At 33.0% G+C, this 14048-nt stretch carries 7 protein-coding genes; 3 read left to right on the forward strand and 4 right to left on the reverse strand.

Features of this window, described 5'->3' with window-relative positions; genetic code table 11:
• Positions 1-179 precede the first annotated feature (179 nt).
• Both F6K54_RS03985 and F6K54_RS03990 read left to right on the forward strand, forming a co-directional pair.
• Complete coding sequence (locus F6K54_RS03985) at positions 180-800, forward strand: hypothetical protein (RefSeq protein WP_293074795.1); 621 nt, start codon at positions 180-182, stop codon at positions 798-800.
• A gap of 13 nt (positions 801-813) precedes the next feature.
• Complete coding sequence (locus F6K54_RS03990) at positions 814-4635, forward strand: response regulator (protein ID WP_293074796.1); 3822 nt, start codon at positions 814-816, stop codon at positions 4633-4635.
• A gap of 726 nt (positions 4636-5361) precedes the next feature.
• Here F6K54_RS03990 and F6K54_RS03995 read toward each other — a convergent pair.
• On the reverse strand, positions 5362-6708 hold the full coding sequence (locus tag F6K54_RS03995) for an NACHT domain-containing NTPase (RefSeq protein ID WP_293074799.1): 1347 nt from the start codon (positions 6706-6708) through the stop codon (positions 5362-5364).
• A gap of 411 nt (positions 6709-7119) precedes the next feature.
• Here F6K54_RS03995 and F6K54_RS04000 point away from each other — a divergent pair, with 411 nt between their 5' ends.
• A complete protein-coding gene (locus F6K54_RS04000) occupies positions 7120-7902 on the forward strand; it encodes an SH3 domain-containing protein (protein WP_293074802.1) in 783 nt (260 codons plus the stop codon).
• A gap of 225 nt (positions 7903-8127) precedes the next feature.
• Here F6K54_RS04000 and F6K54_RS04005 read toward each other — a convergent pair whose 3' ends face one another.
• Genes F6K54_RS04005 through F6K54_RS04015 form a run of 3 tightly spaced genes read right to left on the reverse strand, consistent with a single transcriptional unit; the run spans position 8128 to position 14033 of the window.
• Positions 8128-8355 (reverse strand): hypothetical protein, encoded by a 228-nt coding sequence (locus F6K54_RS04005; protein WP_293074805.1) that lies wholly within the window; start codon positions 8353-8355, stop codon positions 8128-8130.
• 41 nt (positions 8356-8396) lie between these two features.
• A complete protein-coding gene (locus F6K54_RS04010; protein ID WP_293074808.1) occupies positions 8397-13844 on the reverse strand; it encodes an ATP-binding sensor histidine kinase in 5448 nt (1815 codons plus the stop codon).
• A gap of 9 nt (positions 13845-13853) precedes the next feature.
• Positions 13854-14033 (reverse strand): hypothetical protein, encoded by a 180-nt coding sequence (locus tag F6K54_RS04015; protein WP_293074811.1) that lies wholly within the window; start codon positions 14031-14033, stop codon positions 13854-13856.
• Between the last annotated feature and the right edge of the window lie 15 nt (positions 14034-14048).

Consider the following 14048-nt stretch of genomic DNA (forward strand, 5'->3'; position numbering starts at 1 on the left):
TCATCGAACGATCCCCCTAAATCCCCCTTATCAAGGGGGACTTCCAGTTCCCCCCTTTTTAAGGGGGGTTAGGGGGGATCGCCAGAAATGCTATATAAACCATCTGTAGGGGCGAATGGCATTCGCCCTCCATACAAATAGCGTCTTGTCTAAGAAATTACGTAAGTCCTATTAAAGTTATGAATGAGTTGAATTTATCTTTTGAGGGTTTTGATAATGAGCGATCGCTTGAAGATATTGTATGGACTATTGAAATGTCTCAGGGGCAGTTTTGTTTGATATTAGCTCTATGTGACTCAACTAAGTTGCGCGATAATATGGCACAAAAATTACAAGAAGTTTGCCCGAATATAGAAGAGATTGTTCTTAAGTCATCGGATGTTTTAATCCATCCCCAACTTAAGGATATAAACAGTCAAAAACATCCATCAGCAATTATGATTCGTGGTTTTGAATCAGTTAAAAATATCGATCGAATGTTAATTTCTCTGAATCAAGTAAGAGAAGATTTGTGGAAGTCTTTTAAGTTTCCTGTAATTTTATGGATTAATGGGGAAATTGCAAAAAAAATGATTCGACTTACTCCAGATATTGAGAGTTGGGCAAGCATAACTAATTTTAGTAGTTTTTCTGGAAAACAGATTGATTATCGACAAGAAAGGGTAGATAGATTTAATCATAATCAAGGTTCTGAAGATAGCGATCGATTGAATAATAATTTTTTAATAGAGTTGTTTTCGAGATTTTATGTTCTTGAACGATCTGTTTTTTATCAAAATAAACTATCAGTTTTAATTTAATTTTCAAAACTAAATGGAAGGCTCCTTAGAACTCACCCGACAAATTGCGATCGCTGTGTTTACAGGTATCGGTGGTCAAGACATTGATCTAGATAAATTAATGTTTCTAGGGCTTCTGATTGTTTTGTTCATAATACTCATAATACTAATACTCATAAAATATAACAAGACATTAGAAGAAAAGATCAAGATATTAGAAGAACGTAATAATATATTATTAGAAGAATGTAATAATATATCAAAAGAATATACGAATACATTAGAAGAATGTAATAATATATCAAAAGAACGTGATAATATATCAAAAAAATATACGAATATATTCAGAGAAAATATGAATACATTAAAAGAATATACGAATACAGTAGAAGAGCATGATAATACATTAAAAGAACTTATTAATACATCAAAAGAACTTAAGAATACATTAGAAGAACGTGATAATATATTAAAAGTATGTGATAATATATTAGAAAAACTTAAAAATACATTAGAAGAACTTAAAAATACATTAGAAGAACGTGATAATATATCAAAAGAACGTGATAATATATTAAAAGTATATAACAAGATATTAGAGAAAGAACATAGTCGATTAGAAGTTGTTAATAAAGAATTGGAAAGATTAAATCAACTTAAAGATGAATTTTTAGCTAATACCTCCCACGAACTCCGAACACCTCTCAACGCTATAATTAACCTAGCGGAATCAATGATAGATTCTCCAACTGATCGGCTATCAGAATCCCATAAAAGCAATTTATCTCTTATTATTTATAGTGGTTATAGACTAGCTAATCTTATTAACGATATTCTAGATTTTTCCAAACTTAGAAACAAGGATATTCAACTTCAACAGAAATCAATTAGTATCAAAGAAATTACTGAAATAGTTCTTACCCTAAATCTACCTTTAGTGAAAAATAGCGCCTTGAAACTGATTAATTCTATTGATAATAATTTACCTCCCGTATATGCTGATGAAAATCGTCTGCAACAAATTCTATTCAACCTTATTGGTAATGCTATTAAATTCACTGAACGGGGTAAAATCGAAGTATCGGCAAAGTTGGTTTCTGAGAAAAATCAGAGACAATTAGCAATTACTGTTTCTGACACAGGTATTGGTATTTCAGAGGATAAATTAGACAGTATTTTTGAATCCTTTGAACAAGCAGATGGAACTATCTCCCGTGAATATAGGGGAACAGGTTTAGGTTTAGCAATTACGAAACAATTTGTTGAGTTACATGGTGGCAAAATAGGTGTAAAATCAGTGCTTGGAAAAGGTTCTTGCTTTACCTTTACTTTGCCTGTGTCTGAGAAACCAGCAGAAAAAATAGACACTTCACCAATTTTATCTCCAGTAGTAGAGACAATTGATATAAATCCTGAAGTCGATGCAGACGATCGAGACGTCACGTTAGCAAAAAAATATGGAGAGTTCAGGGAAAATGATTCGGCAAAAATTCTGATTGTTGACGACGATCTTGTGAATTTAGAAGTGCTTGATAATCATCTTTCCAATAATAACTATTCTGTGAATCGAGCTGACAATGGACGAGAAGCGTTACAAATTCTGGAGAAAGGTTATCAGGCTGACTTAATATTACTGGATATAATGATGCCAGGAATGACAGGTTTTGAAGTTTGTCAAAAAATCCGAGAGAAGTTATCACCTAATGAACTCCCTATTATTTTTCTCACCGCAAAAAATCAAATTTCTGACTTAGTAAAAGGTTACAATGTAGGGGCAAATGATTTTATTACTAAACCTTTTTCTAAAGGGGAATTATTAGCACGAATCAAAACTCATATTAGCTTAAAAAAGAAGAATCAGGAAGTTCAAGAGCAGCGTCTACGAGCTGAAATTGCTGAAATTGAAACCTTAATTTCCTTATCTCAAGCTCGTTTATTATCTGATGATTGGTTAGGTTCTTTGGATGCTGTTTTTCAAGCAGGTAAAAAGTTACAAAATGTGCAAGTTTTACCAGATATGAAAATGAAAGTAACTTGCCAACTCAGACAAGTAGTTGACAACATCTCAGAGAAAAATAGTTTCCAATTTCATACAGCTAAAGTTAACAAAATTATCTTTAGTCCAGATGGTAAAACTTTAGCTTCAGCTAGCGATGATGGTATAGTAAAACTCTGCCGATTAGATGATAGTTCAATAGTTACTCTTGAAGGTCATAATAATCCAGTGACCAGTGTTAGTTTCAGTTTCGATAGTCAAATATTAGCTTCTGCAAGTCAAGACAATACAGTAAAACTCTGGAGATTAGATGGTACTGAACTAGGAACTTTTCAAAATAAGGGAAATAAAGTAATTTTTTCTCCTAATGAACAAATATTAGCTTCTACTACGGAAGGAACAATAAAGTTTTGGCAAGTAGATGGTACGGAATTGCAAATTACCCCTGATTTAAAAGTAATTGAAGACTTAAGTTTTAGTTCATTGGAACAGACTTTAGTTTGTGCTACTGAAGAGGGTATTAAATTGTGTCAATTAAACAATCCTAATATATTAAGCATTCATCCCGATCGAGAGTGGGTAACAAGTATTAGTTTTAGTTCTAATGGAAAAAGTTTAGTTTCTGCCAGTCAAGATGGTGTAATAAAACTCTGGGATTGCAATGATGGTAAATTAGAAGAATGGGAAAGTTTTCCAGTACATAAAGAGTCAATAACTAGCCTGATAATTAGTCCTAATGGCGATAAATTTGCCTCAAGCAGCGAAGATAGAACAGTTAAAATATGGGATTTACAAGGTAATATAATTAATACATTTAGAGGTCACAGATACAAAATTACAAGTCTTTGTTTTCATCCCAATAATCAAATTATAGCTTCTGCTGATAATAGTGGAGCAGTAAAATTTTGGAGTTTAAGAAATAACAAACCACCAACTTTTTGTAATCATAAAAGCAAAATTACAAATGTTAAGTTTAGTCCGGATGGTAAAACTCTGGCTTCTGCTGATGAATATGGCAATATAAAATTATGGCAAACAGATGGAAAAGAACTTGAAAGCCATCAAATTTATAAGAAAAAAATTACCGCTCTTAGTTTTCATCCAAATAGCAATATTCTTGCTTTTAGTAATGATGATGGTAATGTTGATTTTTTATCGTTAAATAAGAGTGAAATACTAATACCTATACATCAAGATTTCGGAATTACTAACTTAAATTATTTTGGTTCTGATGGTAAATTTATAGCCTTGACTCAAGAGAATGGTAATCTTGAAATTTTTGACCAAGATGGTAACCAGTTAGCTTTAGGTAGAAATGGCGATCGAATTATTAGTATGGATGTTAGTTCCGATAGTCATACTTTAGCTACTGTTGGTGCAGATAATAATATAAAAATCTGGGATTTCACAGAAAATAAACTATTAGAAAAATTCTCTTTTTCAACTAATAGTAGTGTGACTAAAATTAGCTTTAGTCCTAATGGAGAAATCCTTGCTTCAGCTAGTGAAGATTGTACTATCAAACTTTGGAATCTTAATGGTAAAGAATTAGCAATTTTCAAAGGACACAGCAAAGCTATTACTAGCATTAGCTTTAGTCCTGACGGTCAAATTTTAGCCTCTGGTAGTAATGATAATACCATCAAATTATGGAGTCTTATTAATAGGACTGAAATATATACATTACAAGAGCATACTCAAGCAATTACAAGTATAGATTTTAGTCCTGATGGTCAAACTTTAGCATCTGCAAGTAATGATAAGACAGTAATTCTATGGAATTTGAATCTTGATGATTTACTACGTCGTGCTGATGAATGGTTACCTGAGCATTTCAATCTACAGCACGACAAAGTGTAACATAAAAATCTAAGTCAAAAATCAAAAGTCAAAAATCAAAAGTAAGAATAAATTATAGTGGTCAATAGGAGTCCACGATTCAATAAGTATTTATCCTTAATATTTAACTGAGAATTTGACTCTTGATCGAGGTAAATGAAGATAATTTATTAGTATAAATATTTAAACAGCCTCAGAATTTTATACTAATTTTTATGTTGCAAATTGAAGCACGTAATGTAATACACTACATTTTGTCGTGCGGAATGTGGGATAAATACTTACCGAATAATTAATAATTAATAATTAAATAATTCTGGTTTAAAGCCTCCCCTTTTAAGGGGAAAATAAAGAAATAATATTTCCTTATGTTCAATCCTCTCGGTTTTAACCAGAGGTAATTATCAATTATCCATTATCCATTATCAATTAATGAATGAATCCTTTAATCATGTTCGGTTGAATAGTTATGATTAGGATATAGATGGAAGAGATATCTCAAACCCGTATCTATTGCTTCCTTCCACTCCGTTCCAGTCGCAATGACTTTATTGTAAGTGATCATCCGAACATGATATTACTCCTATTGATCACTATAATTTTCTTCTTACTTCTTACTTCTTACTTCCTACTTCTTACTTCCTACTTTTGACTTTAGCTTTTAACTTTTGACTTTAATTTTTACTTTTGACTTTTGACTTTTGACTTTAATTTTTACTTTTTACTTTTTACTTTTGACTTTTGAAGCTACATTTCAGTAAAATGTTTAAATAATAAATAATGAATAAATTTATAGCGATCGCCTACTCTCTGCAATAATAAACGACTCGCAGCATAATTGAGAAAACGACGATAATTCCAGGGAATATGCCCATTAAAAAATAGAATAATCCGCAGCACAAATTTTTTTAATCCCGGTAAACCAAACAACATCCCAATAATTATACCTCCAATAGCGCCACTAATTAAACCTTGGTATAAATCGAAAACCAAGGTAAAAATAAACCCAAAAATAAACCCCCAAAATAACACACTAATCAAATTAACCATTAACTGATATGCTTGTAACTCACCGTTAGAATCTAACCAAGCTGGCCGTAGTTTTTCTATGGTAAATTCCTGACTATTATCTGCAGCCATTCGTTGTGCTAGCCATGCTAACCATCGTCTTGTATGTTCCGGCAGTGGTTCTCGGCCTCTAGAATACCAATCATAGTTATTGTCTCGCCCTAGTTGACGACGAATATAAGCATTTAATAAATATTTTTCTCTTGCCTGTTGAGAACTAATTCTTTTCCAAGCAGCAATTAAAATTTCCTCATAAGCTAAAGTCATCATACTTAACATTAATGGTATTTCAGCTAAGTTTAATAACTCTGGTTCATCCTGAAGATAATGCCAAAGTTCTCTACTACGAGCTGCTAATAAATAATCTTGAATCTGACCTGTTGTTAAAGGCTGTAATAAGACAGCAGCATTTAATTTAAACTTAGTCCGACAATTTTTATAAGTGGCAAAACTACTGCAAATAACTAAGTCCTTTGGTTGCAAATATACTGATAATTTATTAATTTCTTCTAAGTAATTTTCAGATAATTCTGGAGATACTCTATCAAATCCATCTATTAGAAGTGACAATTGTTGATTTTCTAACCAATTCCTAATAACTTTTTTGGGTATCTTGTACTTAAATTTAATTTGATTAACTAACCAATCTGAAATATCCTGATTTTGATCTTGCCATGTCGAAAGGTCTAATAATACTGGGATTGATGTTTGTGGTTCTTTTTCCGCCCGAATTACTAGCTTTCTAGCTAATTCTAGTAAAGTTGTAGTTTTTCCACCTCCAGGATTTCCTAATATAAGTAATTTTCCTTTCATTTTGTCAAAAACTTGGATAATACTTATTTTTGCTGGTAGTTGAAAACTAGGACGCTTTCCTACTTTGACTTCTATATCCCAAGAACGTTTTAATTGTTGGGGTAGTCGCTGACGAACAAGATTAACTATTACTGCGTGGTGTAGACACTGCGATCGCAATTGCAGAACTTCTCTTTTAACTGTGTTTAATATTTTATCGCGATTTCTTTGCACCTTCGTATATTTCTATTGTTTAGATGATTTAGTTAGCTGTTATCTTATACCGTTTTACGGAAGTCAAAAGTTAAAAGTCAAAAGTCAAAAGTTAAAAGTCAAAAGTAAGTTTTATACTAGATGTAACAAACATTTATCTCCTTTGGTATTAGAGGCTCAAAATTTTGAAACTACAGTGATTTCAAATCTTAGATGTGAAACTATTTGTGACATATCTAAAGTTAATTGGTATTAATTTAACTATATTTAAGCTAGTATTCAGCAGGAAATACTTACATATTTATAGTTATTTTATCCTTAAAATATTAACAGCATATATCTGTCTTAATGGCTGATAATGATACTTGTGATAAAAGTACAAATTAGTCAAGAAAGTGAACATACAATCTAGTTTATAAAGGGGCAAAAATTATGTCATTCAACATTGGACAACTAATCGTTACAGGAATAACTGGCCTTGCTAGTGCTACCTCTGTTGCTTATTTCACAATTCAGTCTGGTTCGCCACAATTTACTACTAATTTTTTACAGACACAAAAATTGGATAGCAACCTAGTTTCACTAGCTCCTAAACATCAACTAAAATCTTCATATTCAACTCCTAATTCTTCAGACATAGTTAGTCAAGGTTCTAGTCCAGTTGTGATTACACCACCAACATCAGGGTGTAAAATTAGAATGGCCATAATAGACGACCCTGAACCACCTCTAAATGTTCGTAGCAGTCCAGAAGTTAGAGAAGGCAATAAAGTTGCTCAACTTAACAATAATACCTTTGTTTCTGTCGCAGATGAAAAATCTGGCTGGCTACGAATTACTGAGCCAGTTATAGGTTGGGTTTCCAAGAACAGAACTCGTAGCACTTGTGCCAGGGTAGATGAGACTATTACTTTTTCTCCAAAAAGTGACACAGCTATTGTGAGAGGGGAGATGATTGGTACTGGTAGTCATAGCTATCGGGTCAGAATGATCCAGGGCCAGACCATGACTATCAAAAATTTTGGGGATGTATTTCCGGCAATTATTGGTCCTGATGGCCAACTTATGGCAAGGGAACCTAATATTGAAGGTGATGAAAATAAATGGACAGATACTATGCCTATCAGTGGAGTATATACTTTAGAATTAGATTCTAATTTCCGTGGATTTGAATATGAATTTTTAGTAGAAATTAAAGAAGGGAATAGGGAATAGTTCAATAATTAATAATTAATAATTAATAATTACCTTTCCCTAAAAGGGAGAGGATTGACCAATAGGGAAAAATTTTATTTTTTCCCCTTGAAAGAGGAGGCTGATAAAGCTGAACTGTTTAATTATTTAATTATTTAATTATTTAATTATTAATTATTCGGTAATAGGGAACAGGGAACAGGTAATAGGGATTTGTAGCAAACATTTATCAAACTGATGTAATAATTATTGTTGTAGTCGGGTTTGATTGTCATGTTCGCGTAATAGTGAAGACATATATTTTTTAATTTCTTCCCACACTTCCCACACTCCCCACACCTCCCACACTTCCCACACTTCCCACAGCTCCCACACTTCCCACACTTCCCACACTTCCCACACTTCCCACACTTCCCACAGCTCCCACACTTCCCACACTTCCCACACTCCCCACACTCCCCACCCTTCCCACACTTCCCTTCTCCGTGTCTCCCCCTCTCCGTGTCTCCGTGTCCTCAAAAACCCACTCCCCCACTCAATAAAATGGGGATTTTTATCAGAAATTCTGTGCCTTTTCCTAGAGCAGAAATACATTCTAATTCTCCCTCATGATGTTCCACAATAGTTTGATAGCTAATTGCTAAACCTAATCCTGTACCTTGACCAACTGGTTTTGTGGTATAGAAAGGGTCAAATATGTGCTTTTGTACTGCTTCACTCATACCTATGCCATTGTCAGCTATCCTAATTATTACTTGATTTTCTGTGTCTATCTCTGTAGTAATAGTAATTTGAGGAAGGGAATTGCTCGATTCTTTTCTCATTGGTTGTACTGCATCAATAGCATTACTAATAATATTCATAAATGCCTGATTTAGTTCCCCCGGATAACACTTTATCTTTGGTAATTTACCATAATTTTTAACAACTTTAATTTCCAATTCATGGGGTTTAGCTTTGAGATTATTTTGGAGAATCATCAGAGTAGAATCAATTCCTTCATGTATATCTACATTCTTTATTTCTGATTCATCGAGACGAGAAAAATTGCGTAAAGATTCTACAATTTCTTTAATTCGATTAGCCCCTATTTTCATAGAATTTAGTATTTTCGGCAAGTCTTCAACTAAAAAATCTAAATCTACTTCTTCCATAAAATCTGTTACTTCTGGAACAGATTCTGGATAATATTGCTGATATATTTTAATTACATTTAATAAGTTTTCAGCATATTCTTGAGTATGGTCTAGATTGCCATAAATAAAGTTAACAGGATTATTAATCTCATGAGCTATTCCTGCCACTAACTGACCTAAAGAAGACATTTTTTCTGTTTGAATTAGTTGGGTTTGAGTTTGTTTTAATTCTTCTAAAGTTTGAGCTAGACATTGATTTTTTTTGTTTAATTCCTGGGTGCGTTGCTCTACTTTTTTTTCTAAAGTATCGTAAAGCAAAGCATTTTCTAGAGAAATTGCTGCTTGGGTGGTAATCATTTCTAATAGTTCTAGTCTTTCAGAAGTAAATGCGCCTTTTGTTAAGTTGTTTTCTAAGTAGATAATACCGATAAGTTTACCTTGTTTGATAATAGGAGTACATAATATAGATTGAGGTTGCTTTTGTTTGAGATAGGGATCGTTTACCCATGTTGCTTCTGTAGTGGCATCGTCTAATACCTGAAATTTTTGAGTTCGCCAGACATAGTTGATCAATGCTTGGGGTAATTCTTGAGTTGCTGAAATGGGTATGACAGGGCGCTCAAAATTTTGTAAATATTCCTGAGTATCTACGACATGAGTTATTGCTTCCAGAATTAACTGCTGCTCTCTGAGTAGAATGAGGGCGCATTTTTGGGCACCAGCATTTTCCATTATCAGTCGAATTAATGTTGAGAGCAAGTTTTCTAGTTTTACTTCTCCAGACAGAGTTTGGTAAGCTTTGAGTACAGTTGATAGATCGAGGATATTTTCCCTGTTGATGCTTGGTATATGGGAAGTTGCCAGAGAGTCGCTATTTTCAGAGGAGCTAAGAAAAACTGATGTTAGTAATTGTGGGTAGCGTTTTTCTAAATCTTTGACTTTTGTTACTGCTCCCCAATTAATATATCCATAGTAAGCTTCTAACATATAGGTTTGGGCAATTTTGCTTTTGCCCCACTCTAGATAAAATTTGGCACACAGTTCGTTTGCTAAAGCTGCTTCTTGAATATATTTATTTTCTGTGGCGAGGGCGATCGCTTGTTCGTAAGTTTCTATTGCTTCCAGTTTTTCTCCCAGTATTTTTTGTTTTTCTGCTGTTATTAAATAATATTTGTGGGAGTAGTTTGTGGGTGCGTGTTCTGCCCAAAATTTCATTTTTTCTTGATTAGCAGTTACTTCTTCTAGTATTTGTTTTCTTTCTACAGTTTCTGCTTCTGAGTAACAAGCTAGTTGAGCTAGGGATCTATAAAGGTAATATACTGGAATATAAAATAATCCCGTGACACCATCAATATATTCTCCTGCTAGAATTGCATAATCTTTGGAGTTTTGAAAATTTCCCAAGAAATAGGACAGAATTAATTTATTGAAGTAAATTTGAAATAAAGCATAGCGATCGTTAATATTTTCATAGAAAGGAATAAATTTTTCCTCATTAAAAGCATTACCTGATAATAATGTAGAATTTTCTGTATGCCCAAGTAAATTCAGCACAGCTTGATGAGAAATCTGATTATAATAGTAGGTATTTTCTTGTTTTATTTGTTTTAGAGAATTGCTATAATTTTCTATTTCTGGTTCTAGTTTCTCTAGAGATATACCTGCTAAGTAAGAGTAACAACAGTAATGATGAATACCATAAGAAGCAAACTCTAAATCTCCCGTTTCTAAACCAATTTTATAAGTTTCGATCACATGAGGAAAAGTTTCTTGAATATGGACTTTCCAATTTTCTATGCAATTGTAAACAATTTGAAATACTCTGGTTTTCTGGTCTTTACTATGAAATTTTTCTAGTAGCTCACAAGCAAGTATTCCAAACTTATATCCAGTATCAATATCTTGTTCTACACCACATAAAAGCAAACCATAAGTAGCACAACTAAAAGCAAATAATGGAGAAATTCCTGATTTGAGAGAGAGATTAATTTCTGCACATATAATTAGCGGTAGTAACTCTGGTTTTCCAACAAATGTCAGAGTAATAATTGATGATAAAATCTGCATTGCTGCTAATTTTTTTTGGTCTTGCAACAATGGTAAATCAATCAATTCTGAAATATTTTTTCCTTTCAATTTTTCCTTAGTTGTTTGTAAGTATTCTTGAATATCTGATTGAGTTGGATTTGTGGGAAAGCTAATATCAAGAAGTTCTAAAACAGATAAACCAATAGTTAAAGCTTCTTGCAGTTTACTCTGAGCAATGTAGGCTTGTATTTTAATTTCATAGATGTTGACTTTTTCCAGGAGCGTATTAGCTTTTTCTAATACAATATCAACTAACTTCTCCATTTCTTTAAAATCACCATTCAAGTAGGTAGCTTCTGCTCCTTCTTCATGTAGTGCCAATGTTAGTTGATATTGAGTTGACCAACTATTTTTAGTTAGTAGATTTATCCCTATATTAAAATAAGATATTGCTGTCTTATAAGCAGTAGATACTTTAGCCTTAATTCCTGCTTTTAAATTCAAACTTGCTAATTCTTCCCTAGCTTCTGCTTCTGTAATTAATTCCACACCATAATTAAGTTGATTGACAATTTCAAATATTTTTTCTTCTAGTTGGTTATCCTCCGTATTATTTAAAAGTAATCTGCCAATTTTTAGATGAGTTTCTTGTTTTTTTTGTTGTGGAATTAAACTATAAGCTGCTTGTTGAACCCGGTCATGGATAAAATAATAAATTGGTGTTTGTAAATCGGTTATTTCCGGCAAGTTATCGTCGTTTTCTCCCTGATAAAATTTATAGGTTTCGTCCTCTGGCAAAATCAATCCTTCTGATAAAGCATTCCACAAAATTAACGCAGTTTCTGACAGACGTTTCTCATAAACAATAGATAGAGTTTTTAAATCAAACTTGTTACTAATACAAGCTGCTAATTGCAATATTTCCTGAGTTGAAGGGAATAATTTTTGTATTTGGGCAGCCATCAATTCAATTACATCTCCCCTAGCCGCCAAAATTTTAATTTCTGGCAAGTTAAACAACCATTTCTCCTGTTGATCGTTATAAAAAATTAATCCTTCTTTGTGGAGAGACTTGATAAATTGATTACTAAAAAAAGGATTACCTTGAGTTTTTTGATAAATTTGTTCGGTAAGTAGCAGTGACTCTTGTGGAGAATAATTAACAGTATCAGCGACTAAATTATTGAGTGCTGACTGACTCAAAGGAGTAAGAATAATTTGATTAACAACAGCACCTATTTCTTTGATTTCCTCAACAGTTAATAGAAAAGGATGCCCAGCATTTACTTCATTATCTCGATAAGCTCCTATCAGTAATAAATAGTTAATATCCATTTTTTCCATAACCAACTTCATTAACTTCAAGGAAGCTAAATCTGCCCATTGTAAGTCATCTAGAAATATTACTAAAGGATGCTCTGCTTGAGCAAATACAGAAATAAAGTTTGATAGTAATAAATTGAAACGATTTTCGGCAGCAGTAGGAGATAATTCAGTAGCGGGAGGTTGTTTGCCAATCAATAATTCTAATTCGGGAATTACATCAATTATAACTTGTGCTTCTTCTCCTAACACTTGTTGTAATTTAGTAGCGATCGCCTGTAATTTTTCTTCTGGTTCGCTTAAAATTTGCTTAATCAATTCTTGAAAGGCATTTAACCAAGCATAAAATGGAATATTTCGTTGAAATTGGTCAAACTTTCCAGAAATAAAATAACCTCGTTTCTTGAGGATAGGTTTGTGAATTTCATTAACTAATGCTGATTTTCCAATCCCAGAAAATCCCCCTACTAGCATCAACTCTATTTGTGGTTTATATGAATTACAAATACGGTCAAAAGCTGTTAGTAATATTTCTATTTCTTTGTCTCGGCCATATAGTTTTTCAGGTATAATTAAGCAGTTATTATTATCTTTTTCTCCCAGGTTAAATAATCTGATTTTTCCAGTATTTTCCCACTCAGATTGACATTTTTCTAGATCGTGGCGTAACCCTGCTGTTGTTTGATAACGCTCTTCTGGCATTTTTGCCATTAATTTCAGCACAATAGTATTAAGAGCTGCTGGTATTTTTGGATTTAGATCAATTATAGATTTTGGCTGACGAGCAATATGAAAGTGAACTAACTCCATAGGATCTTTTGATTGAAAAGGGAGTCTTCTAGTTAATAATTCATAAAATGTAATTCCCAATGAGTAAAAATCACTGCGATAATCAATACCTCGATTCATCCGCCCAGTTTGTTCGGGAGACATATAAGTAAGAGTACCTTCAAGAGTATTAGGATTGCGTATTTCAGGAGTCTCTTTGGGTAACTTAGTAGTGCTACTAAAATCAATTATTTGGATTTGTTTAGTTTGAGGATTAATAATAATATTATGGGGTTTAATATCTTTATGAATAATCTGATTTTGGTGTAATTTTTCTAGTGAATTAACTATTTGCAGAGCGATGTGAAAAAATTGATTAATATCTGTAGAAAAGCTGTTTAAATTAGAAGTACTTTGATTGTTGATAAATTGATGTAGAGAAATACCCCCAAAATCTTCCATTACTAATATTAAACGTTGCTCAAATTGTTCCAGAGCAAGCATTTTTACGATTCCTGGAAAATTAAAATTTTTGATCAGCGTGTAAGCACTACGATATCGAGTCAATTCATTGAAATTAGGATAGGGATGATGTGGCAACTTCAGGATGACTGGTTTTTGGTATGACTTTCCCCTGGCACGATGAATAACAGTGCGATCGCTGGCATATATTTTTTCTACAAGTTCATAGTTCAGTATTTTATGCATCAGCAAATCCTAAATTATTAATAAAGATTTTAGGTAGTCCTGCATGGTAATGGTAGAAGATATATATTTTTTAATTTCTCCCACACTCCCAATCCCCCAATCTCCCCATCTCCCCATCTCCCCATCTCCCAATCTCTCAATCTCCCCATCTCCCCATCTCCCCATCTCCCCATCCCCCCATCTCCCCATCCCCCCACACTCTCT

The sequence above is a fragment of the Okeania sp. SIO3B5 genome, assembly GCF_010692555.1.
Taxonomy (GTDB): Bacteria; Cyanobacteriota; Cyanobacteriia; order Cyanobacteriales; family Microcoleaceae; genus Okeania.

Bases quoted from the DNA above. Each gene is read 5' to 3' on its own strand.
- F6K54_RS03990 (WP_293074796.1), top strand. From the start codon at position 814: ATGGAAGGCTCCTTAGAACTCACCCGACAAATTGCGATCGCTGTGTTT.
- F6K54_RS04015 (WP_293074811.1), bottom strand. From the start codon at position 14,033: ATGGGGAGATGGGGGGATGGGGAGATGGGGAGATGGGGAGATGGGGAG.
- F6K54_RS04010 (WP_293074808.1), bottom strand. From the start codon at position 13,844: ATGCATAAAATACTGAACTATGAACTTGTAGAAAAAATATATGCCAGC.
- F6K54_RS04000 (WP_293074802.1), top strand. From the start codon at position 7,120: ATGTCATTCAACATTGGACAACTAATCGTTACAGGAATAACTGGCCTT.
- F6K54_RS03985 (WP_293074795.1), top strand. From the start codon at position 180: ATGAATGAGTTGAATTTATCTTTTGAGGGTTTTGATAATGAGCGATCG.